This window comes from Carbonicoccus niuqiaonis, from assembly GCF_050157065.1.
Classification (GTDB): domain Bacteria; phylum Actinomycetota; class Actinomycetes; order Propionibacteriales; family Propionibacteriaceae; genus Avipropionibacterium.
The window spans coordinates 944,155-965,988 of sequence record NZ_CP189573.1 but is presented as its reverse complement, the minus strand read 5'-3'; the positions used below and the strand labels follow the sequence as shown (position 1 = coordinate 965,988).

General features: G+C 68.1%; 24 protein-coding genes, 1 tRNA gene and 1 pseudogene. 13 read left to right on the top strand and 13 right to left on the bottom strand.

Annotated features, from left to right (window positions below):
• Nucleotides 1-9 precede the first annotated feature (9 nt).
• Entirely contained in the window at nucleotides 10-1,635 is a 1,626-nt protein-coding gene (locus ACQBAU_RS04395) for a right-handed parallel beta-helix repeat-containing protein (protein WP_465255055.1), read from the bottom strand.
• A 122-nt stretch (nucleotides 1,636-1,757) separates the two neighbouring features.
• Here ACQBAU_RS04395 and ACQBAU_RS04390 point away from each other — a divergent pair, with 122 nt between their 5' ends.
• The 5 genes from ACQBAU_RS04390 (at nucleotide 1,758) to ACQBAU_RS04370 (ending at nucleotide 6,172) form a co-directional block, all read left to right on the top strand.
• Entirely contained in the window at nucleotides 1,758-2,993 is a 1,236-nt protein-coding gene (locus ACQBAU_RS04390) for a sensor histidine kinase (protein WP_465255056.1), read from the top strand.
• Nucleotides 2,990-3,661 (top strand): response regulator, encoded by a 672-nt coding sequence (locus ACQBAU_RS04385; protein WP_465255057.1) that lies wholly within the window; start codon nucleotides 2,990-2,992, stop codon nucleotides 3,659-3,661. The genes ACQBAU_RS04390 and ACQBAU_RS04385 overlap by 4 nt, the downstream gene beginning before the upstream one ends.
• 102 nt (nucleotides 3,662-3,763) lie before the next feature.
• On the top strand, nucleotides 3,764-4,672 hold the full coding sequence (locus tag ACQBAU_RS04380) for an ABC transporter ATP-binding protein (RefSeq protein WP_465255058.1): 909 nt from the start codon (nucleotides 3,764-3,766) through the stop codon (nucleotides 4,670-4,672).
• Nucleotides 4,669-5,415, top strand: coding sequence for an ABC transporter permease (locus tag ACQBAU_RS04375; RefSeq protein ID WP_465255059.1), 747 nt, complete (start codon nucleotides 4,669-4,671; stop codon nucleotides 5,413-5,415). The genes ACQBAU_RS04380 and ACQBAU_RS04375 overlap by 4 nt, the downstream gene beginning before the upstream one ends.
• A 1-nt stretch (nucleotide 5,416) precedes the next feature.
• Nucleotides 5,417-6,172, top strand: coding sequence for an ABC transporter permease (locus ACQBAU_RS04370; RefSeq protein WP_465255060.1), 756 nt, complete (start codon nucleotides 5,417-5,419; stop codon nucleotides 6,170-6,172).
• A 3-nt stretch (nucleotides 6,173-6,175) separates the two neighbouring features.
• Here ACQBAU_RS04370 and ACQBAU_RS04365 read toward each other — a convergent pair whose 3' ends face one another.
• Nucleotides 6,176-6,406 carry a type II toxin-antitoxin system Phd/YefM family antitoxin gene (locus tag ACQBAU_RS04365; protein ID WP_465255061.1) on the bottom strand — a complete coding sequence of 77 codons (231 nt, stop codon included), beginning with the start codon at nucleotides 6,404-6,406 and terminating at the stop codon, nucleotides 6,176-6,178.
• Between the two features lie 52 nt (nucleotides 6,407-6,458).
• Nucleotides 6,459-7,664 (bottom strand): cytochrome P450, encoded by a 1,206-nt coding sequence (locus tag ACQBAU_RS04360; protein WP_465259452.1) that lies wholly within the window; start codon nucleotides 7,662-7,664, stop codon nucleotides 6,459-6,461.
• A gap of 58 nt (nucleotides 7,665-7,722) precedes the next feature.
• On the opposite strand from ACQBAU_RS04360, the gene ACQBAU_RS04355 reads away from it, so the two are divergent.
• Complete coding sequence (locus ACQBAU_RS04355; protein WP_465255063.1) at nucleotides 7,723-8,388, top strand: TetR/AcrR family transcriptional regulator; 666 nt, start codon at nucleotides 7,723-7,725, stop codon at nucleotides 8,386-8,388.
• Nucleotide 8,389: 1 nt separating this feature from the next.
• Here ACQBAU_RS04355 and ACQBAU_RS04350 read toward each other — a convergent pair whose 3' ends face one another.
• The 3 genes and pseudogenes from ACQBAU_RS04350 to ACQBAU_RS04340 all read right to left on the bottom strand — a co-directional run bounded on the left by ACQBAU_RS04350 (nucleotide 8,390) and on the right by ACQBAU_RS04340 (nucleotide 11,144).
• Nucleotides 8,390-8,602, bottom strand: coding sequence for a hypothetical protein (locus tag ACQBAU_RS04350; protein ID WP_465255064.1), 213 nt, complete (start codon nucleotides 8,600-8,602; stop codon nucleotides 8,390-8,392).
• Between the two features lie 738 nt (nucleotides 8,603-9,340).
• A pseudogene (locus ACQBAU_RS04345) lies at nucleotides 9,341-10,250 on the bottom strand (ISL3 family transposase); the annotation flags it as partial.
• Between the two features lie 582 nt (nucleotides 10,251-10,832).
• Entirely contained in the window at nucleotides 10,833-11,144 is a 312-nt protein-coding gene (locus ACQBAU_RS04340; protein ID WP_003941073.1) for a putative quinol monooxygenase, read from the bottom strand.
• A 108-nt stretch (nucleotides 11,145-11,252) separates the two neighbouring features.
• Here ACQBAU_RS04340 and ACQBAU_RS04335 point away from each other — a divergent pair, with 108 nt between their 5' ends.
• Nucleotides 11,253-12,194, top strand: coding sequence for a GlxA family transcriptional regulator (locus ACQBAU_RS04335; protein ID WP_465259451.1), 942 nt, complete (start codon nucleotides 11,253-11,255; stop codon nucleotides 12,192-12,194).
• Between the two features lie 413 nt (nucleotides 12,195-12,607).
• Here ACQBAU_RS04335 and ACQBAU_RS04330 read toward each other — a convergent pair whose 3' ends face one another.
• On the bottom strand, nucleotides 12,608-13,291 hold the full coding sequence (locus tag ACQBAU_RS04330; protein WP_465255066.1) for a Crp/Fnr family transcriptional regulator: 684 nt from the start codon (nucleotides 13,289-13,291) through the stop codon (nucleotides 12,608-12,610).
• 164 nt (nucleotides 13,292-13,455) lie between these two features.
• On the opposite strand from ACQBAU_RS04330, the gene ACQBAU_RS04325 reads away from it, so the two are divergent.
• The 6 genes from ACQBAU_RS04325 (at nucleotide 13,456) to ACQBAU_RS04300 (ending at nucleotide 18,615) form a co-directional block, all read left to right on the top strand.
• Nucleotides 13,456-13,689: a heavy-metal-associated domain-containing protein gene (locus ACQBAU_RS04325; RefSeq protein WP_465255067.1), complete on the top strand. Its 234-nt coding sequence runs from the start codon at nucleotides 13,456-13,458 to the stop codon at nucleotides 13,687-13,689.
• Nucleotides 13,690-13,704: 15 nt separating this feature from the next.
• Entirely contained in the window at nucleotides 13,705-15,780 is a 2,076-nt protein-coding gene (locus ACQBAU_RS04320; RefSeq protein ID WP_465259450.1) for a heavy metal translocating P-type ATPase, read from the top strand.
• Between the two features lie 123 nt (nucleotides 15,781-15,903).
• Nucleotides 15,904-16,329 (top strand): cupin domain-containing protein, encoded by a 426-nt coding sequence (locus ACQBAU_RS04315; protein ID WP_465255069.1) that lies wholly within the window; start codon nucleotides 15,904-15,906, stop codon nucleotides 16,327-16,329.
• A 63-nt stretch (nucleotides 16,330-16,392) separates the two neighbouring features.
• A complete protein-coding gene (locus tag ACQBAU_RS04310) occupies nucleotides 16,393-17,298 on the top strand; it encodes an NADP-dependent oxidoreductase (protein WP_465255070.1) in 906 nt (301 codons plus the stop codon).
• Nucleotides 17,299-17,435: 137 nt separating this feature from the next.
• Complete coding sequence (locus ACQBAU_RS04305; RefSeq protein ID WP_465255071.1) at nucleotides 17,436-17,702, top strand: hypothetical protein; 267 nt, start codon at nucleotides 17,436-17,438, stop codon at nucleotides 17,700-17,702.
• Between the two features lie 4 nt (nucleotides 17,703-17,706).
• The gene (locus ACQBAU_RS04300) at nucleotides 17,707-18,615 is read left to right on the top strand and encodes a helix-turn-helix transcriptional regulator (RefSeq protein ID WP_465255072.1); all 909 of its coding nucleotides are present in this window, start codon (nucleotides 17,707-17,709) and stop codon (nucleotides 18,613-18,615) included.
• Nucleotides 18,616-18,812: 197 nt separating this feature from the next.
• Here ACQBAU_RS04300 and ACQBAU_RS04295 read toward each other — a convergent pair whose 3' ends face one another.
• The 6 genes from ACQBAU_RS04295 to moaC form a co-directional block, all read right to left on the bottom strand.
• Nucleotides 18,813-19,028: a hypothetical protein gene (locus ACQBAU_RS04295; RefSeq protein WP_465255073.1), complete on the bottom strand. Its 216-nt coding sequence runs from the start codon at nucleotides 19,026-19,028 to the stop codon at nucleotides 18,813-18,815.
• Between the two features lie 133 nt (nucleotides 19,029-19,161).
• A tRNA-Ala gene (locus ACQBAU_RS04290) sits at nucleotides 19,162-19,234 on the bottom strand.
• A gap of 66 nt (nucleotides 19,235-19,300) precedes the next feature.
• A complete protein-coding gene (gene sepX / locus ACQBAU_RS04285) occupies nucleotides 19,301-20,122 on the bottom strand; it encodes a divisome protein SepX/GlpR (RefSeq protein ID WP_465255074.1) in 822 nt (273 codons plus the stop codon).
• Between the two features lie 80 nt (nucleotides 20,123-20,202).
• Nucleotides 20,203-20,841, bottom strand: a complete 639-nt coding sequence (locus ACQBAU_RS04280) for a GNAT family N-acetyltransferase (RefSeq protein WP_434549841.1) — start codon at nucleotides 20,839-20,841, stop codon at nucleotides 20,203-20,205.
• Between the two features lie 20 nt (nucleotides 20,842-20,861).
• Entirely contained in the window at nucleotides 20,862-21,386 is a 525-nt protein-coding gene (locus tag ACQBAU_RS04275; RefSeq protein WP_465255075.1) for a MogA/MoaB family molybdenum cofactor biosynthesis protein, read from the bottom strand.
• Nucleotides 21,379-21,807, bottom strand: coding sequence for a cyclic pyranopterin monophosphate synthase MoaC (moaC, locus tag ACQBAU_RS04270; RefSeq protein WP_465259492.1), 429 nt, complete (start codon nucleotides 21,805-21,807; stop codon nucleotides 21,379-21,381). Before moaC ends, ACQBAU_RS04275 begins: the two co-directional genes overlap by 8 nt.
• Between the last annotated feature and the right edge of the window lie 27 nt (nucleotides 21,808-21,834).

Genomic DNA, 21,834 nt, shown 5'->3' with positions numbered 1-21,834 from the left:
TTCGGCTCGTCAACCCGCGATGCCGGGACGGGGGCCGATGGCGGGGCGGCGACCCCGACCCTCGATCGCACCTGCCCAGAAGGCGTAGGTCCTGGCGCCGACAGCGTCGGCGATCCACCGGCTGGGCGCCTGTTCCCCGGCGTGGTGGAACCCGTCGGCGATCGGAGTGATCTTGTCGGGAACCGCACCGTACAAGGTGTTGTCGACCACCGTACGGTCCGTGGTGCGGTGGGAGGTGTCGTCATGCGGATTGAGGTAGAAGGTCGCGGTCGACGCCTCGTTGAACACCGCGTTGTGGCGGTACGTGTAGGTCTGCGGGGTGATGAAGCTGGACGAGTTGCGGTGGTAGGTCTCCCAGATCACCTGCGGGTAGCCACCGGCGATCTCGCGGTCGGGGTTGACGTAGTCGGGGTGCTCCTCGGGGTACTGCACGTCGGGCACCGGCTTGACCCAGAAGGCGTTGCGCTCGAAGGTCACGTCGGTGAACCCGTAGTTGAGGTTGAGCAGCCGACCGCTGCCGCCGATGTCGATGTTCTGGTTGACCTGGATGCCGTAGTCGCGCGGTCGGGTGCACAGGGTCATCAGCCCGAACGCGTTGTCGTGGCTGTAGTTGTTGCGCCACACGGTCTCCGGCGAGTCGAGGTCGGGGTCGAAGGCGCAGCCGTCAGCCTTGCCGTATGCCCGGTTGTGGTGCACCTCGTTCCACTCGACCACGAATCGGTACACGCTGACGGTGAACACGGAGTTGCCACCCTCGACCCGACGGGTGGTCCACGAGACCTCGTTGTGGTGGAAGCTGCCGCTGTCGGCGTATCGGATGATCACGCCGTTGCGGGCGGTGTCGGTGACGTGGTTGTACGCGATCTCGACCCCGGTGTACTTGATCTGGTCCCAGGTGTAGCCGCGGTAGACGGTGTCGGTGCCGGGCGGCAGGTTCTTGCTGCGGAGGTTGCCGTCGATCCAGATACCGGTCTGGTCGACCCGTTCGACGGTGTTGTCGGTGATCACGACGTCGTGCAACCGGGACACAGCCTCGGCTGAGCCGTCGAGGTACACCCCGATGCCGCCGCTGCGCTTGGTGTCGTTGGAGATGTGGTCGATCGCGCCGGTCACGTCGTGGACGTACAGGTTGCGGATCCGGTAGCCGGAGTAGACCGGCTGCGTCGGCGCGTCGACGGCCACCAGCATGCCGGTGCGCATGCCCTGCTCGGCGGCGGTGTTGGTCAGTTCGAGGTCCTGGACGTGGACGTACTCGGCGTTGTGCACCAGCACAGTGGCGGCCAACACGTCGTCACCGGGCAGGTGCGCATCGATCCGGGGCCGGGAGCCGCTACCGTACGAGCCAATCGTGATCGGGGCATTCGGTGCACCGGAGTCGGTGATCACCAGATTGCCGTCCCAGCGGTCACCACGGCGGAACAGCACCCGGTCGCCGGGGTTCAGCGAGAGGCTGTTGATCTTGGTGGTGGTCGCCCAAGGCGTGTCGGGTGTGGTGCCGGCTGCCTCGTCGGACCCGTTGGCCGCGACGTAGTAGGTGCGTCGGGCAGGTCCGGTGGCGTGGCCGTGCGGGGCGGCAAGACCGGCCAGGGCAAGGCCCGCTCCGGTTCCGGCGAGCAGGGTTCGTCGAGCCAACATCGGTGGTCTCCTCAGCAGTGAGTCAACAAATGGGTGAGCGACACCGTAGCGCAGGTGCAACCGTTTTCACCAGCCCTTGGTTCGACTTCGACGAATGCGCCACGGCAATAGGCTCGGACGACATGGATGTTCGCCCGGCCCCGTTCAGCCACAACCCGTTCGGTCGGTGGCTGCGGCGGCACGCGCTGCTGATCGACGTCGTCGTTGCGGTCGCGCTGTTCGGCTACGACTCGATGTACCTGACCGGGCAGTACGCCGGGTTCGAGACACTGTCGCTGCCGTGGTTCATCACCTTGGAGGCGCTGTCGGCCGCGATCTGCGTGCTGTACGTGCTGCGGCGCCGGTCACCGCTGGTGGTGGCCGGAGCCGTTCTCGTCGCCTCCTGCGGCACTCTCGTGTCCGGCGTGGGCCTCACCCCGGCTCCCCTCGTGGTGATGGGGCTGCTGACGTACTTCCTGGCCGCGCAGCATGGCTGGCGGTCCGGAGTCCCGGCGGCGGTGGCGGCCACCGCGTGGATCGTCGTGGCGGCGCAGCCGGTGCTGCGGCAGGAGTACCTGCGGATCGGCGAGGTCGGTGTCCTCGTGCTGGGCGTCGTCCTCGCCGCGAGCCTGGGCGTGCTGGCCCGCTCCCGCAGGGAGCACGTCGCCGGCCTGCGTCGGCTGAACGAGCAGCTGGCCCTCGAGCGCGACGCGCGTGCGCAGGTTGCGGCGGCAGAGGAACGGGCCCGGATCGCCCGGGAGATCCATGACATCGTGTCGCACGGCCTGGGCACGATGGTCGTGATGGCCGAGGGGGCGACACAGGTCGTGGACACCGATCCGGAGCAGGCGGCCACGGCGATGGCACGGGTCCGCGACACCGGTCGAGAAGCGATGACGGAGATGCGGCGGATGCTCGACGTGCTGCGCAGCGACGACCCGGCGACGCGCACCCCGCAGCCGGGTCTGGACAGGCTGGACCGGCTGGTCGACGAGGCCCGGGTCGGCGGGTTGCGCGTCGAGTGGAGCGTCACCGGGCAGCCGGCGGACCTGCCGGCGGGCGTCGACCTGGCGGCCTACCGGATCGTGCAGGAGTCGCTGACGAATGCCCGCAAGCACGGCGGCCCGTTGTTGAGCCTGGTGACGGTGACCGTTCGCCACACCGACACCGCCGTGGAACTGCACATCGTCGACGACGGCAGCGATCCCGCCCCGGCCCCGACCGACGCCGCGCCCCCGGGGCACGGCCTGGTCGGCATGCGCGAGCGGGCGACCGCCTACGGTGGGACCGTGGCCGCAGGTCCCCGCGAGCAGGGTGGTTTCGAGGTCCGGGCCCGGCTGCCGATCAAGGAGACGCGATCGATCAAGGAGACACGATGACGATCCGGCTGGTGCTGGTCGACGACCAGGAGATGTATCGGGCCGGGTTCCGCATGGTCCTCGACTCCCGGCCGGAGTTCGAGGTCGTGGGTGACGCCGACGACGGCGACACCGCACTGGAGCTGTTGCGTACGGTCGAGGCCGACGTCGTCCTGATGGACGTGCGGATGCCTCGGTTGGACGGCGTCGAGGCGACCCGGCGCATCCGGGAATCGGGCGGCCCGCGGGTGATCGTCCTGACCACCTTCGACCTCGACGAGTACGCCTACGACGCGATCCGGGCCGGTGCGTCCGGGTTCCTGCTCAAGGACGTACCGGTGGCGGAGCTCGCGGCAGCGATCACCCACGTCCACCAGGGTGACGCCGTGGTGGCGCCCAGCACGACCCGGCGGCTGCTCGACCACGTCGCGGCACACCGGCCCGACCCGTCGGTCGACGACGCGTGGGACGACAGCCGGGTGTCGGACCTGACCCCGCGGGAACGTGAGGTGTTCGGCCTGATCGCCGAGGGCCTGTCGAACGGGGAGATCGCCGAACGGCTGGTGATCACCGAGAGCACGACGCGGGTCCACGTGGGCCGCATCCTCGCCAAGTTGGGACTGCGCGACCGGGTCCAGGCCGTGGTGATGGCGTACGAGACCGGGATCGCGGGCAGCAGCAAGGACTGAGCGCGGCGCTTAGGCGGGCCGGGTTCCGTACCCAGATCGTGCAGTCGAAGATCAGCGCGCAGGCAGATGTTTCGCGCCGCCCCGTTCGTCAGGGTGGATGGCATGTCTTTCGTCGTTGCCACCGAGAAGTTGACCAAGCGGTACGGGGACCGCGCCGTCGTCCAAGACCTGGACCTACGCATCCCCGAGGGCAGTGTGTACGGATTCCTCGGCCCGAACGGGTCCGGCAAGTCCACCACGATGAAGATGCTGCTGTCCCTGATCCGTCCCACATCGGGACGCGCCGAGGTGTTCGGGACCGAGATGACCCGCGCCACCCGCCGGGACCTGCTGGGGCAGATCGGGTCGCTCATCGAATCCCCGCCCGGCTACGCCCACCTGACCGGCCGGGAGAATCTGCGGATCGTGCAGCGGCTCCTCGGCCTCACCGACCAGCAGGTTGATCACGCCGTACGGCTCGTGCGGCTGCAGGACCAGCTGGACAAGAAGGTGCGCGAGTTCTCGCTCGGCATGAAGCAGCGGCTGGGGATCGCGATGGCGCTCGCCCGGCAGCCGAAGCTGCTGATCCTCGACGAGCCGACTAACGGTCTCGACCCGGCTGGGATCGAGGAGATCCGTCGGCTGCTGAGCGGGCTGGCCGATTCCGGGGTCACGGTGATGGTGTCCTCGCACCTGCTCGAGGAGATCGACAAGACCGCAACCGTGCTCGGCATCCTCAGCCAGGGTCGGATGATCTTCCAGGGCACCCGTGACCAACTCTTCTCCGCCGCGGCTCCCGACGTCCTGATCAACTGCACCGACCCGGTGCAGGCTCACCGCGTGCTCGCGGGCGAGTTCGGCACGACGTGTGAGAACCAGTTCGTCATCCGGCTGGCCGGCCTGGACGACGAGACGACAGCGCGAGCCGTCGCCACCCTGGTCGGCGCACGAATCGGCGTCCACGGGGTGCGACGGGAGGAGCAGTCGCTGGAGGACGTGTTCATGGGCCTGACCGCAGGAGGTGGGCTGTGAACAGCACCATGATCACCAACGAGTTCGCCAAGATGCGTCACCTGCACAGTTGGCTCCTCGCCGTTGCGCTGTTGGTCGTGCCCACCGTGATCACTCTGTACATCGGTGTCGTCAACCCGGACTTCGACCGCACCACCGACAGTGCGTGGAACGCGCTGCTCGCCGGGTTCGGCGGTGCACTACCGCTCGCCGCTCCGCTGCTGCTCGCGATCCTGGCCAGCCGGCAGGTCGATGTCGAACACGTGGGCGGCGGCTGGCTGCTGTCGTCGACGCACGGTGTCACCCCCGGGGCCCTGTGCCGGGCGAAGTTCCTCGCGCTGGCCGCGGTGGTCACCGGCTCGACCGTCGGCAGCAGTGCTCTCGCCGCGGGGACGGGGCTGCTGCTGGGCATCTCCGCCCCGTGGCCCGCCGGTCGCTGGATCGGCTGTACTGCGGCGGTGCTCGTGGTCAATCTGGTGCTGGTCGCCCTGCACGTCATCGTGTCGGCTCGGGTCGAGAACCAGCTCGTCGGCCTCGGCGTCGGGCTGCTCGGCACGATCCTGGCGCTCGTGACGAGCAGCCTGCCCGGCTGGGTGACGCACCTGGTCCCGTGGGGTTACTACGCCGTGGCCACCGGTGCCGGGTACGTGGAGTCCGAGCTGGTCGCCACCACCCCGTCCGTGCTCAGCATCGCCGGGCTGGCCGTCGTCGCGGCCATCGCGTTCGGCGTTCTCACCCACCGCTTCGATCGTCAGGAGGCCTGACATGCAGACCCTCACCGCCGAACTCGTCAAGCTCAAGCGCTCGATGAGCTGGCTCCTCGTCGTACTGCTGCCCGTCGTGCTGGTCCTCACGGGATCGATCATGACGATCGTCGAGGGCACCGGACTCGACGACGACTGGCAGACGCTCTGGATGCGGTCGTTCGTGTTCTACGGGCTGTTCCCGCTCCCGGTCGGGATCGCGATGAGCGCCTCGCTGGTGTGGCGACCGGAACATCGGGGCAGCAACTGGAACGCGCTGCTGAGCGGCCCGACGTCCTCGTTGCGGATCGTCGTCGCGAAGGCGACCTCGGTCGCCCTGCTGGCCGTGGTCATGCAGCTGGTCGCCCTCGGCGTGGTCGCCCTGCTCGGCAAGCTCGTCTTCGGTCTGCCCGGGTTCGTCCCACCGACACAGTTGGGCATCTTCGGGCTGATCGTGCTCGCGTGCGTGCCGGTCGCTGCCTTGCAGTCGTGGCTGTCGATGGTGATGCGGTCGTTCGCCGCCCCGGTCGCGGTCGCGTTCGTCGGCGCAGGCCTGTCGTCGGCCCTGCTGGTGATGGGACTCGACGCGGTGATGTTCGTCAGCCCGTACGCCGCCCTCACCCGCGCCACCCAACTCGGCACCGCAACCTTCGCCGACACCGGCACCATCGCCCCGGCCGTCGTGGTCATGATCGCTGCTGCGAGCCTCGTCCTCACCGGCATCGCGACCGCGCTCAACACCGCTGTGCTGGAGCGCGGCGAGGCGCGAACCGGATGAGCGTCATGGATGCTCGGCAGCCAGGGCGTCAGCGATGTCAGCGGCGAATCGGTCATCTGGCGGGACACTCTCGACCAGCGCTGCGCGCAGGTCGCGTCCGGTTCGGTACGGCGCAGGTCGAATCTCCGCGATCGGCCGGTTGCCCCGGGTCACCGTGACCGTGTCGCCCGCCTCGATCGCATCGAGCAGGTCGGAGAATCGGCGGGATGCCTCAGTGGCGCTGACTGTTCGCATGCTCCAAGGATCGCTGATGGTCAGATCCGCGCAAGGCCCGAGTACATGGGTTCTACGTTGACTGGATCGTGATCGTGACACCGGGATGTGGGCGCACCGCCGAGAATCCTCGAGCGCTGGTGGGCGGCCGGTTGAGCCTGAAGGGTCCGTGACGCAGGAGGCGCGCCAGGAACACCGTGAGTTCCGCCGTCGCCAGCCCCGATCCGAGACACCGATGCTTACCGCCCCCGAACGGGATGAACTCACTGGAGGCGGGGGCTGGCTCATCCAGCCACCGGCTCGGATCGAACCGCAGCGGTTCGCGGTACACACCAGGATCTCGGTGGGTCGCGTACGGGCTGAAGATGACGAGGTCCCCCGGCCTGACCCGCTCGCCGCGATGCTCGAAGCCCTCGACGGCGTATCGGGCCGAGATCATGGCCGGCGGGTAGAGGCGCAGCGCCTCGGAGACGATCGCTCGCAGCAGGGACAGTTGGGCCAGACCGGCCGGATCGGGCGCACGCTCACCGAGCACCGATGCGACCTCGTCGCGCGCCCGTGCCTGCCATTGGGGATGGAGGCCGAGCAGGTACACGATCCACCCCATCGCCGCGCCCGTGGTCTCGTACCCGGCAGCGATCATCGTGACCACCTGGTCACGGACCTCCTGGTCGTCCAGCCCGGACCCTCGCCCGTCCCGGCCATGGACGAGCAGCGGCAGCATCGCACCGGCCCGGTCGTCCTGCTCCGACGGGGCCGTTGCTCGTGCGCGAGCGATCTCACGACCGACGAAGGCGTCGAGGGCGGTACGGGCGGCCATCGCGCGTCGCCATGCCGGGGTGCGCAGCCGTCGATGCCATGACAGCACCGGCGGGAGCTTGTCGCTGAGGTCGAGGAGTGGCTGCAGCAGGTCACCGAGGTCGTCTGCGTGGTGGGCCATGCTCCCGGCGAACAGGATGCGCAGGGTCGAGCGACGGATTGCGCTGCGCAGGACGGCGTAGGCGTCGAAGGCCTCGCCGGGGCGGATGCGCTCGAGGGCCTCGTCGGCGGCGCCGGCCATGGTGGACAGGTAACCGTCAATGCGCCGGGGCGCGACCGCGGGTCGGATGAGCCCGCGGCGACGGACGTGATCCTCCCCGTCCGACAGCACCACCGACGTGGGCCCGTCGACGATCTCCAGCGCTGCGAACGCCTCGCGGGCGCGGAACCACTCGTCGTGCTTGAAGATCAGCGCGTTGGCCTCGGGACCGAGGAGGTAGACGAGTCGCTGTGTGCCCATGCGGAGGCGAACGCTGTGATCACCTCGTGCGACGCGCCGCACGAGCCAGTCTCCCGCCATGGATCGACAGGACGCGATATCTTCCATGACTGTGGAAGATACCCCAGGGGCGGGCGCCGGTCGAATCCGCCGACCGGAGCAACGCCGGGCCGCGACGAGTGCGCTCATCGAAGCTGCCATCGCCCAGCTCTCCGATGCCGGGATGCGCGGCCTGACACATCGCAAGGTCGAACAGGAGGCGGGCCTGGCGCAAGGTTCGACCAAGTACTACTTCGGCACCACCGACGCCCTGGCCGAAGCCGTCCTGCAGCACTTGGCGGACCTGGATCTGCCGCTCGTGCACGCGTTCACCGACGCAGGTCGCGATGCTGACGCACGGGGAGACGACGGCGACCTGCTTCGACAGGCCCGGGCGGTGGCCGCAGCGATGCTGGCGCGACCCGATCATGTGCGAGCGCGGTTCCACCTCTATCTCGACGCCTCCGGTGATCCGCGCAGGGAGGCGATCGTCGCTGAGGCCCGGAATCGTTTCGTGTCCGCCATCGCCGAGTCACTACCCGGGCCCAGTTCAGAGGCTGCCGCCAGATTCGTGTGTGCCGTCATCGACGGCATCCTGCTCGACCAGGTCTCGGCTCCGGACCCCGTGGTCAGTGAGCACACGGCGACCTACATTCTCGCCGCCGGTGCGGCTGCCCAGCACATCGCACAGCGGACCGATTCGTAGGCTAACCGACCAAGCTTGCCACGAAGGCGATCAGGCCAATCAGCGCGACCAGCACCAGCACACCGACCACGGCGACTCCGATGTCCTTCCAGTTCGGGGCCGCGGAACGGCGCTGCGGGACGAGGCCCATCGAGCCCTTGGCGTACAACCACGCGGGTGCCGCGTAGTGGACGACGACGTGCTCGCCCGGTCGAACGTCGTAGTGCTGCGTCACCAGTCCGTATTCGGCGCCGCCGTGTCTGGCAAAGCAGGTGACCGCATGGCGACCAGGTGCAATCTCCGTACCGCCCCCCTGCTTCTGATTCCGGAAGAGTTCGTGCTCGCCAATACGACACGTCGACGGCCACGAGGCCGGCGCCAGGACGACGTCGATCTGTCCGAGTGGAAGCCGATCGACCGGTGGTGGTGTCGGTGGAACGGGCGGAGGAGACGGCACGCCCCCATCGTGCCAAACCTCGGGACCTCGACGACGCCTGAGCCTGGGCGGAGTCGGCGGATGCGGAGGCGGCGGACTGGGACTGGATCGAGGCCGCGACTCGTCGCTCGGATGCGACCATCTGTTGGCGTCGGCGCTCGCGCACCATGAGTTGACCGATGCGATCCCAGTAGCGCTGGATGTCGCGATCTCCCGCGGATCGCGCACACCGGCGAGCGCGGGTGCGATCGCTTGGCATCAGTTCGACCGGGCCACGTTCGAGATCGGCCGGGAGGAGATCCCGATTCCGGGCACCGGTCAGACAATCGGGATCTACTCGCCCGAGCGGTCGATCGGGGACGCGTTCCGACTACGTGGCGATGTCGGCTCCGAGTTGGCGCGGGAGTCGCTGAGGGAGTGGCTACGTCGCGGCGGCAAGCCTGGTCGGCTCTCGACTCCCTCGAGCGAAGTCTCCCGTTCTTCAAGCGTTGGAGGCACTGGCCTGAGTCCGGGAGATGAGGTGTTCCGCCGCCTCCAGTCCGCGCCGGTGGCCAGGGTGCGGCGGGACTTGTAGAGCGGGTCGCCCTTGAAGCCGCGGTGGCCATGGATCGCCAGCTGGATCCGGCGCCGACAGCGGTCCAGGGCATCACCGGCCAGGCGGACCACGTGGAAGGGATCCATCACCGCGACCGCGTCGGGAACCTCCTCGGCCGCAGCGGTCTTGAAGCCGGTGAATCCGTCCATCGCGACGACCTCCACGACGTCGCGCCAGGCCTTGTCGCGGTCGGCGAGCCAAGTCTTGAAGGCTTGTTTGGAGCGACCCTCGACCATGTCGAGCAACCTCGCCGGCCCGGTGCCGTCGCGGACCGGGGTGAGGTCGATGACCACGGTCACGTACTTGTCGCCGCGCCTGGTGTGCCTCCACACGTGCTCATCCACGCCGATGACCTTGACCCCGTCGAACCGGGCAGGGTCGCCGATCAGCAGCCGCTTGCCCTCGGCCAGGACTGCGTTGTTGGCGGTGTCCCATGCGACCCGGAGGCCCTCCGCCACCCTCGCGACGGTGAGGTGCTGGACCACGATGCCTTCCAGTGCCCACCGCAACCCGGCCCGCGACAGCTTGGATCGCGGGTCGGCAGCCGCGGTGGTGTCTTGACGCCAGACGTGACCGCATTCGCGGCACCGGTAGCGACGCACCGCGACTTCCAGCGTGGTCGGACGCCAGCCCAACGGTTCGTGCGCCAGCCGACGAGTCACGGTGTCACGGGCCAGCCCTTCAGCGCCGCAGCGTCGACACCACTGGTCCGGCTCGACGACTCGGCAGGCAAGGACTGCCCCGTCGGGGCTCGAGGCGCTGGCCGACGACGGCAAGGCCAAGGCCGTCGAGTCGAGCGAAGGTTGTCAGGTCGGGGCGGCCGAAGCCGGCCGGCGGGGTAGCGTCGGACACGTCGAGGTCTTCCAGATGGTGAGCGTGAGAACTTCCATCTTCGGAAGACCTCGACGCCTACCTCGGGACCGACGCGCCGGCCCGACCTACACCCTCATCTGGGAAGAGCCGCTAAAGGAATGGAGCTTGCTCGGCTTCGACGCCGCCGCAAGCTCCGGTGAAACGGTCGGTCCTGGTCGGTCGTAGTCGGTCACCACCGGATGGCGGCGTCCCCCACGCTCGGCGTTTGCGCAGGTCAGCGGCTCGTTCGCCCAGTGGGCGCATCAAGCGATAGACGCAAAGCCGACGTGATTCGGTCGTCGGTTCGATTCCGACAGGCGGCTCCGGCGAACAGCCCCTGACCTGCGGAAACGCAGGGCAGGGGCTGTTCGGTTCTGGTGGTCGCGCGATGCGCTGGCCTCACGGCTCTGCCCGACACCGACGTCGCTCTCCTCTGCGACGGACCCCTCGCCGGCTGAGCGCTCGCGGCCGGCATCCTGTCCGTGTGCCGATAGGCCTCGCACCGCTCGGCAACGCAGCGTGGCGTTGCGTCGCGACCTGGCGACGGCTCGGCGGGGCGCGATCGTCTCGTGCGTTGGCGGACTACGGGAGCTTGGACGCGAGGACGTCGGCCGCCAGGATCTCGGGTGCTGCGCCGAGGAGGTGCTGGTTGGCCATCAGGGCTGCGACGATGGCGCCGTTGGCGTGGGCGTCGCGAGCGGCCTCGTCGGGGAATGCATCGAAGATCCAGAAGGTGTCGGCGTGGGTCCTGACCGCGAACCAGACAATCGTTCCTACTTCTTCGTTGGCGAGTGCGACAGCGCCGGCGAGCAGATCGGCGAGCGCGTCGTGCTGTCCATCGGCCGCGACGATCTTGGCGACGAAGGCATACGGAAGTGATGCGGGTGTGGACATGAGGGGTTCTCCTAGGTGTCGAGGTTTCTTGGTGAAGCGAGTTCAGCGTATGACGAGCGAGAGCCGGTGGGGAGTGGCGTATACGGCAGTATTGCTATTGTTTACGTCATGCGTATCGGACTGATCGCGATCGACGGCTGCTTCGGTTCGGCTATCGCGTCGATCATCGACATCGTGCGGGTGGCCGACGGAGCCCGCGGCGATGTCGACCCGCGGATCGACCCGATCGAACTCGCCATCCTCGGACCGAAACGGCGAGTGACCACGACGGCATCGATGACCCTGTCGGTGGACCACCCGCTGTCGGAGTCCGGAGAGTTCGACGTGGTCGTCGTCCCTGCGCTTGGAACCCTTACGGCCGCCGCTACCAACGACGCTCTCCAGAGCCGAGATGCTCGTTCGGTCATCGCCTCGCTCGGGCGCCTCGACGAGGCGACCACCCGGATCGCCGCGGCGTGCACCGGCGTGTTCGCCGTCGCCGAGACCGGACGGATGCATCATCGGCGGGCGACGACCAGCTGGTTCCTGGGGCCGGAGTTCCTGAAGCGCTATCCGACCGTCGCCCTCGATCTCGACACCATGGTCGTGGTCGACGGGAACCTCGTCACCGCCGGCGCCGCCTTCGCCCACATCGACCTCGCGCTCTCACTCGTGCGATCGATCAGCCCCGACCTGGCCCAACATGTCGCCAAGCTCCTCATCATCGACGAGCGCCCGTCGCAGGCGGCCTTCGTCGCCTACGAACATCTCCGGCACGAGGACCCGATCGTCGTCGAGTTCGAATGCTTCGTGCGCGCCCGCCTGGACGAACCGTTCAACGTCGCCTTCGTCGCGCAGTCGCTCGGCACCAGCCGGCGCACCCTCGAACGACGAGTCCGTGCGGCGCTCAACCTCACTCCGCTCGGCTTCGTCCAACGGCTTCGCATCGAACGAGCTCGGCACCTCTCAGCAACCACGGACCTCACCACCGCCGAGATCGCGCTACGGGTCGGCTACGCGAACGCCGAGACTCTGCGCTCCCTCCTGCGCAGGGAGCGACGCCGTTCCTGACCTATCGCCATGCCTTAGAACCACCTCTCAGCACGTCGCGTCGACGCTCCTGCGTCGCCCCTGCACGACCCACTCGACACGCCCGCAGCACAGGCCATGCGACGTGTCCCGGCTTCCCGGACGGTCGGGGTTGGGCGGCTGTGATGTCGCTGCGTTCTCGTCGAGAGGATCAGCAGACCCGATCAGAGTCGATTGGGATAAGACGCGAAGGCGGTCAGGGCGGCCGAAGCCGGCCGGCGGGGTAGCGTCGGACACGTCGAGGTCTTTCGGATGGATGGCGTAGGAACCTCCATCGTCGGGAGACCTCGACGTCTATCTGCGGACCGACGCGCCCGGCCAACCTACACCCTCATCTGGGAAGAGCCCGTGATCGACGTATCGACGCGTCTCGGATGCATCCTGACGGTACCGGGCTATCGGGGTGTGGTGACGTGTTCGAGCGCATCAATGTCGAGGATGGAGACGTCTCGGCGTCCGTGGAGTTCGATGATGCCGGAGGTGGAGAGCGCGGCGAGGCGTCGGCTCAGGGTTTCGGGCGTGGTTCCGAGGTAGGCGGCGATGTCTTGTTTCGCCATCGGCAGCCTGACCGTGGGTACGCCTGCTCGCATGCTGCCGGGCAGATCCAGCAGGTAGGCCGCCACGCGGGCGTTGACGTCGCTGGAGGTGACGGCGCCCAGCAGTCGCTCGACCGAGGAGAGCCGGTCGGAGAGTGTCCGCAGCATCCGCTGGCTAATGTCGGGGTAGTCGCGGAGCAGGGCCGAGAGGTCGGCGTGGTCGAAGACGCACATCCGGCTGTCTTCTAGCGCGACGACGAGGTCGACCGGGCTGTGGCCCGTCAGGAAGGCCCGTTCTCCCACGACATCACCGTCTGTCACCGTTCGCAGAATCTGTTCCTGACCATTGGCCGCCGTGTGGCTGACCTTGAGCTGTCCGCTGTGCATCACCAGCAGACGCGACACCGACTGTCCGGGGGAACAAACAATATCCCCCTTGTGGACGCACACCGGGCGAACGAAGTCGGCGACGTGCAGCTGCTCCTGGCGCGTCAGTCCTTGGAAGATCGGCACGCGAGCAACGCACAGGTCATCCTCAGACATGCCTCAAGCCTACCGGAATCGGCGCGGGCGCCACCGCCCCAGATGCCCCAGGTGGCGCCTCGTACGGTGCCGTCCGGACTTGACCTGGGTCAAGGAGTTCCCCGGGGCGCGAACCTATCGTGAAGGTGTCAATACGGAACACCACCAAGAAAGGGATTCTCACAATGACTACCTCCACCGCCACCCACACCCTTTTGAGGGCCGAGGGGTTCTCCTGCCCGTCCTGCGTGGTGAAGATCGAAAAACAGGTCGGCCGCCTCAAGGGTGTCGAGAACGTGAAGGTCCATTTCGCCTCATCCCGCATCGAGATCGACCACGACGCCGAGCGCGTCTCCGTGGATGACCTCGTGACTGCCGTGGCGAAGTCCGGCTACAAGGCCACTCCTTCAGCCTTCTGAGGCACGCGGGCCCCTGTGGAGTCGCACATTTTCCCTCATACCCGATCTGCCGGTCCGCTGGCACTTATCGCAGAAAGGTCGTACCCGAAAGTGAACAGGCTCCAGAAATGGGTCTATGGGAACTGGTCGGTCCCCGTCGTGTCCGGCGTACTCATCATCATCTCCTTCGCCGTTCAACGGCTGGCCGAGGGTGCGGCCAACCTCACCATCAGCCCCCAGTGGTGGCTCGATGCCGGCGCCCACGCCACCCATGCCACCGCGGTCTTCACCCTCGCGGATGCCTTCATGGTCGCCGCCGCAGTGGTCGCCGGCTACGGGATCGTGATCAAGGCGGTTCGCGCGCTGATCGCCAAGGTCATCGGCATCGACCTGCTGGTGTCGGTGGCGGCCATCGGCGCGGTCATCATCGGCAACTTCTGGGAGGCCGCGGCGGTCACGTTCCTATTCGCCATCGGACACGCTCTGGAAGCGGCGACCCTGAACAAGACCCGCTCGGCCCTGGCCGAGTTGGTCGCCGTCGCCCCGGATTCCGCCGTCGTTGTGCGCGATGGTGAACAACAGGAGATCCCTGCCGGACAGGTGAGAATGGGCGAGATCGTCCTGGTCAAGAACGGCTCGAAGGTCCCCGTGGACGGCCAGGTCGTCTCCGGCACTGGTGCCATCGACGAGGCCTCCATCACCGGCGAATCGATCCCGGTAGGGAAATCTAAAGGTGACCAGGTGTTCGCCGGCACTGTCTCCCGCGGCGGCTTCCTGCAAGTGCTGGCCGCTGGCATCGGCGCGGACACCACCCTGGCCCGCATCATCCACCGGGTGGAGGAGGCCCAGGACGCCAAGGCCCGCACCCAGGCCTTCATGGACCGCTTCTCCCGCTGGTACACCCCCGCCGTCATGGTGCTGGCACTGGCGGCCGGACTGATCGCCGGCGACGTGGTCCTGGCGTTGACCCTGCTGGTCATCGGCTGCCCCGGCGCCCTGGTGATCTCCATTCCGGTCGCGATCGTGGCCGGCATCGGCCGGGCTGCCCGTAATGGCATCCTGATCAAGGGCGGCGAGTTCCTGGAGACCTCGGCCAAGATCTCGGCGGTCGCCGTGGACAAGACCGGCACCCTCACCGAGGGCCAACCTGTCCTCACCGATGTCGTGGTCCTGGATTCCGCACGGGACCGTGCCGACGTGCTGCGCTGGGCCGCGGCCGCCGAGGCCGGGTCGGAGCACCCGCTGGCCCGTCCCATCCTTCAGACGGCGCGCGATGAGGGGGTGGCCCCCGACGAGGTCCCCGGCACCGTCACCCCGGTCCCCGGTAAGGGCATCGTGTCCGACGTTGCCGGCCAACGGGTGCTCATCGGCAACCCGCCGCTGCTGGACCAGTACGGCGTTCCCGACGACGGCAGCGCCGCCCGGGCGGCGGAAACGCTGGCCTCCGATGGAAAGACGCCGATGATCGTGGCCGTCGACGACCAGGTGATCGGCGTCGTCGCCGTCGCCGACCAAATCCGCCAGGATGCCCCCGAGATGGTCGCCCGGCTCCACCGAGCCGGGGTCGAGAAGGTGGTCATGCTCACCGGTGACACCCGACTGGTGGCCGAGGCCGTCGGGAAGGCCACCGGGATCGACGAGATCCACGCCTCCCTGCTCCCCGAAGACAAGCTGTACGTGGTCGCACAGCTACAGCGCCAGGGCCACACGATTGCCATGGTCGGGGACGGCGTCAACGACGCCCCAGCTTTGGCCACCGCGAACATCGGCGTGGCGATGGGCGCGGCCGGTTCGGCCGTGGCCGTGGAGACCGCGGACATCGCCCTGATGGGTGACAACCTGCTCAAACTGCCGGAGGCCATCGGTCTAGCCAAGCGGACTGTGTCCGTGATGCGGCAGAACATCGCGATCGCCCTGATCACCGTGGTGCTGCTGCTGGCCGGTGTTTTCGCCGGCGGGGTGACCATGTCCGTCGGCATGCTCGTCCACGAAGCCTCCGTACTGGTCGTCATCATCAACGCAATGCGATTGCTACGGAAGACCCGCGGTTCGACCACGACGCCACCGGCCGAGAGGACCACGGAGAAAGGGGCACAGCAGGTAACCGCCTGACATCCAAATCCGCACCGGGGCCCTGGGGACCGCACGCCTCCGGGTCATCCCGAGGACGCGATAAGCACGAAAACTCAGACAGCGACATAGAGACAGCCATACAGGAAGCAGAGGAGATCAGCCATGACCGAGAAGAACTTCACCCTTGGAGACAACGTCGAGCACTTCACCATCGCGGACGTCGCGAGGGACAACCCGGACTTCCGGAAGGTGCTGTGGACCGGCGAACACGCCCAGATCGTCGTCATGACCATCCCGCCCGGTGGCGAGATCGGGGACGAGGTCCACGAACACACCGACCAGATCCTGACCTTTGTCTCCGGTACCGGCGAGGCGGACCTCAACGGCCACACCCACCCCATCGAGGCAGGCGACCAGTGCGCGGTTCCTGCCGGCGCCCAGCACAACTTCCGCAACACCGGCGAGGAGTCGCTGGTGCTCTACACCGTCTACAGCCCGCCGGAACACGCTATCGGTGTCGCCTTCGCCACAAGGGGCGAAGCCGACGCTGCCGAGGCCGCCGGCCGAGACGAACCACCGCGGCACTGAACAACACCGTCCTGGCGAACCCACTGCGACGCCAAATCCAACCACTGAGAGAGAGTCCATCCCATGTCCAAGGTCTACGTGTTCAACGACTACGGCGGGCCCGAGACGCAGGAGCTGATCGACCGGTCTGTTCCAGTGCCCGGGACCGCAGAGCTGGCCATCGAGGTACGGGCCGCCGGAGTGAACCCCGCCGACTGGAAGATCCGCGAGGGCCAGCTGGGCCATCACTGGAGCCTGCCGGCGCCGATGGGACGTGAGGCCGCCGGCGTGGTCACCCAGCTCGGCGACGGGATCGATGACTTCGCCGTGGGCGACGAAGTGCTCGGGCTGGTGGCACCCGGGCACGGTGGGCTGGCCGAGCACACAGTGTTGCGCGCGTCCACGACCGTGGCCAAGCCCGAGGAGATCTCCTTCACCGACGCCGCCACCATCCCGGTAGCCGCGGCCACGGCCTATGACGCCACCCACCAGATCGAACTCGAAGCGGGCCAGACCCTACTGCTATTGGGCGCTGGCGGTGGGGTGGGACTGATGGCCGCACAGATCGGCCGGGTGCACGAGTTCAGGGTCATCGGTGTGGCCAGCGCAGCCAAGCGGGGTCTGGTCGAGTCCACCGGTGCCATCTTCGTCGAATCCGGTCCGAACCTGCCCGAACGGGTGCGCGAGATCGCCCCCGACGGGGCAGATCTGATTGTCGACCTCGTCGGTGGGGACGCGCTGCGCGCCGTCGCGGACCTGGTGCCCGACCGGACCCGGATCATCTCAGCGGCTGATCCGGACACCGCCGCCGAGCTGGGCGGCCTGGCCCTGGCACGCACGAATGAGGCTATGGGGAAGATCACCGAGGTGATCCAATACGGGCTCGTCGATCCGCACGTGGACGCCCAGCTCGGCCTGGATGAAGCAGGCCAAGCGATTGCCGCAGTCGAAACCGGACATGCCGCCGGAAAGATCGTCGTAGTGCCCTGAGGCGAGCCCACCGAGGCCGGACGGGGCGCGGTGAGCACGCGTTTTTCATTCGGGGCGGGCCCGCTCCACTGCATTGCTCCTCAACAGGGGCTCAGCTCGACGTGCCCGGATGAGCTGAGAGGGTGGGGAGGGTCCCGATGTCGATCGTACCGCGATATGTGCTGGAGACGCGCGCTCCGCAGCCGCGTGCGGGTGCATGTGTCGGCATCGGTGCGGTCACCGCTGGCGGCGTTGCTTCCATCACCTTCGCCACGGTCGTACTCGCTGCTGTACTGCTCTGTGGATGCAGCCAGCAAGGCGCACGTCTGCTGAACGTGCATGGACCGGGCGACGCCTCGGCTCCGGGTCATCCACAGACCGTCGCAACGACGGGCGACGGCGACCCGGACGGTGCGGGCGCGTGACAGCATGCCCGTCGGACGTTTCTCCCCGGTGCTTGCCCGCACTCGCTCCATCCATGCTCCGATTTCCCCCATCGCCTACGACTGCGTCAAGTTGATCTTTGTGCGTTCGGGCTCCGCGGTCCTGCTCAGCGAGTTCGGTGAGAAGCCGGTCGCCGTCGGCGATGTCGTGGCGTTGGGGGCAAACACTCTGTGCGGGAGCGAGCCCGAGGGCTGGGTCACGGTCACCACGCTGCACCTGGATCGTGACTACGTCATTGATCAGGTGTTCTGGCAGCACGCAGCGTTGCTGGCCGATCGGTGGGATGCCCAGGGCTTCGCCGACGAGCTGTACTCCGAGCCTGCACAAGTATTGCTCCTGGGTGAGGACCGCGCGGGGATGCTGATGCCCTGGCTGGACGAGATGGTCGCGCTCAGCATCGACGGACCCGCAGCGGAGAGTTTCTACCGGCTCCAGGCGCTGCTGTTCGCGGTGCTGGATGTGATCGCCCCCTTCGTCAAGACGACTCCGGTACGACGGACACACTCCCAACGGTTGGCAACGTGGCCCGGCTTGCCCCACCACCGCCGGTTCGCGCCGTTACGCACCGAAACCCGCAAGGCCGCTGGACTCCTTCGCACCGCGACAGCACGTCGATGGACACTGCCCGAGCTTGCCAAGGCAGTGCATCTCTCGCCGTCCCAGCTGGGCCGGGTCTTCGTCAACGCCTACGGGAAAACACCGATGACGTACCTGGCGACATTGCGCGCCCAGGAGTTGGCGCGTCTGCTGCGTGAGACCAATCTGCCGATCGAGGTCGCGATGCGTGAGGTCGGGTGGCACAGCCGCGGTCACGCCGCGCGACTATTCCGCCAGTGTGTCGGAGCAAGCCCGACCCGCTACCGCCAGCTCGTCCGGCAGAAGGCCGCCAGCTGACGACTTGGTACACATAGGAGCATCTGCGATACGGGAATCCGCATCATCACCCGGTCCGGCGCGACAAGATCGGCTACCTCCAGCAGCTTGCCGACGACCCCGCCCAGCCGGCCGAGCTACGCCACTACGTGGCCAGTGAGCTGGAGCGGATCGACGCCGGTGCCGCCGTCGATCCGACAAGCTCGAAGCCGAACGCCTCAAGCTGGTCCAAGCGCATCCGCACCAGCCTGGACGCGATCACCAACCGCCTCGACAGCCTCGCGACCACCTACCAGAGCGCTCACGAGGGGCTCGATCAGGTCCTCGGTGTCCTCACCGACCTCGGTGACCTCTACAGCAAGTGCGAACCTACTGAACGCCGCATCCTCACCCGCGCGCTGTTCAAGCGGATCGTCATCGACGAGGACGAACACGTCACGTTCCTACCAGCGGAACCGACGGCCGCCGTCCTCGCCCAGGCACACGGGCCCGAGACGACCCAACCGGACACAGAGACGAACCTGCCCCGCCATCAGACGGGGCAGGTTTCGAACTTCTCAACTTACGTGGAGCTAAGGGGATTCGAACCCCTGACCTTCTCATTGCGAACGAGACGCGCTACCAACTGCGCCATAGCCCCAGGTGCAGCGTCAACGCTGCAGCAGCAACACAGGTTAGCACGCCCCGGAGGGTGTGATCGACCTCGTCACTCCCCTACGACGCGGCGCCGCTCACCCTCGTCGTAGGCGTTGTCGTCGTGGCCCGAGGCGACGGGCACGACCTCGGTGTCGGGGGTCTCCACGACCTCGACGACGGGCCCGTCGGCGGTCACCGGCACCTCGGCCGCGTCGCCGGCCACCCGAACCTCGGGCGCCGAGAGGTCGATCGTACGGACCGTGCGCGGCGCCAACGGCCTGGACGACACGTACGTCGGCATCGTGATGGGCAGCGGGTCCCACAGGGCGTGGCTGGTCGCGACGGGGACGTTCAGCGCCAGACCGACCGACGGCTCGTTGGTGTCCACCACGTCGGTGCGGCGCAGGAACACCGTCGCCTCGTCCGACGAGTCGGTGATGGCCTCGAACCGGGCCTGCAACGACCGCTTCATCGCCTTCACGCTGATCCGGGCGACGACGACGAAGCCGACGACCAGCAGTCCCGGCGCGGCGACGGACCACCAGGGCAGCAGGCCGAGGGCACACACCACGACGACAGCTGTGGTGAGGGCCATCAACGCGACCAGCACCCGGCGGCGTCGCGACGCGGCTTGGGCCTCGAGCCGATGAAGATCACGTACGGCGGCACGACGCGTCAGCGGGGTGGACACCTCCACCATGTCGAGCGGAGCACCGTCATGATCAACCAACGGTGCCGCACCCCGCGCGATGACCCGCATCGAGTCGGCGAACCGGTCCACCTCGGTGTCGGCACGCAACTGCTCGTTGTCCCGGCTCCGCAGGTACAGGGGCACCAGGTAGGCCAGCCACGCGATCGCGATGGCGGCAAAGATCAACCCGGTCAACTCCACGTGTCCCAAGGTACGGGCTGCACACCGCCGGACGGCTCAACCGCGAGGGTGTGTCGACATGCTCGACACGCTGTCCAAGATCAAGAGCGTTCGGAGGCCTGTCCATGATCAGTTCCGGCCCGCCAGCGTGCCAGCACCCCCTCGGGTACCTCCTCGGCGTTCAGCGCGAAGATCAGGTGGTCACGCCAGTCCCCGTCGATGTGCAGGAACCGCGGTCGCATCCCCTCAGGACGGAACCCCAGCTTCTCCACCACCCGCAGGCTCTTGACGTTCTCCGGCCGGATCGCGATCTCGATCCGGTGCAACCCCACGTCCCGGAAGCAGTGGTCGGTCGCCATCGCCACCGCGGTGGGGATGATCCCCTTGCCGGCGAAGCGCTCGTCGATCCAGTAGCCGATCTGGCCGTACGACGCCGAGCCGCCCACCAGCCCCGACACCGTCACCTGCCCGGCGAACTCGGGCCCCTTGCCCTGCCGGTTGTCCCAACAGACCGCCCACGGCAACATCCGGCCCTGTCGCGCCTGCAGGTTCAGCACCCGCACCAGCCCCTTGAACGAGTCGGGCCCCCGGACGCCCCCTGGCGGCAGCGTCGCCTCCCACGGCCCCAGCCACCCTCGGTTCATCGACCGCACCCGGTGCCAAACGCTCTCGTCCTTGCGGTGCATCGGCCGCAGCGTCAGGTCACCGTCGACCAAGGTGACGGGCCAGCGCGTGTCCACGGCCCCCCAGTCCCGTGCCATCAGCTCGGCCGCGGCGGCGGGTCGGCCGGTCGGTGGATCCCGCCGGCGAGTTGGTCCAGGGCATGCGGCAGCACCGGCAGCAGCACCGCCAGCCCGTCGCGGACCCCGCCGGTCGAGCCGGGCAGGTTCACGACCAGGGTGCGCTCGGCCACGCCCGCGACGCCGCGGCTCAGCACGGCGGTCGGCACCCCGTGCTCGGCCCCGTACGAGGCGATCGCGGCCGCCAGGTGCGGCAGCTCGACGTCCAACACCTTCTGCGTGTGCTGCGGGGTCTCGTCGGTCGGGTTGATCCCGGTCCCGCCGGTGGTGATAATCACCGCCGGCCCCTGCGCCACGGCCCGCCGCAGTGCCACCGCCACCGGCGGCCCGTCCGGCACGACCCACGGCTCGGCGACCTCGAGCCCGGCCTCCCGCAACGCCTCGACGATCGCAGGACCGGAGCGGTCCTCGTACACCCCGATCGAGGCCCGGGTGGAGACGGTGATCACGACCGCACGTCTCGGCGGGCGTTCAGCGTCAGTCACGTCGCCACTCCCCACTGCGCCCACCGGACTTGGCCAACACGCGGACGTCGGTGATCGTCGCCGCCCGGTCGACGGCCTTGATCATGTCGATCACGGTCAACGCGGCCACCGACACCGCGGTCAGGGCTTCCATCTCGACGCCGGTCCGCTCGGCGGTCCGCACCGTCGCGATGATGTCGACGCCACGGTCGACCACGGCGAGGTCGAGCTCCACGGCACTCAGCATCAACGGATGGCACAACGGCACGAGGTCGGCGGTCCGCTTCGCGCCAAAGATCCCGGCGATCCGCGCCACGGCGAGCACGTCCCCCTTCGGTACCGCACCGTCGCGCAGTGCCGCCACGCACTCCGGCGTGGTCACCACCGTGCCGGCAGCGGTGGCCGTACGGGCGGTGACGGCCTTGTCGGAGACGTCGACCATCCGGGCCCGGCCGGTGTCGTCGAGGTG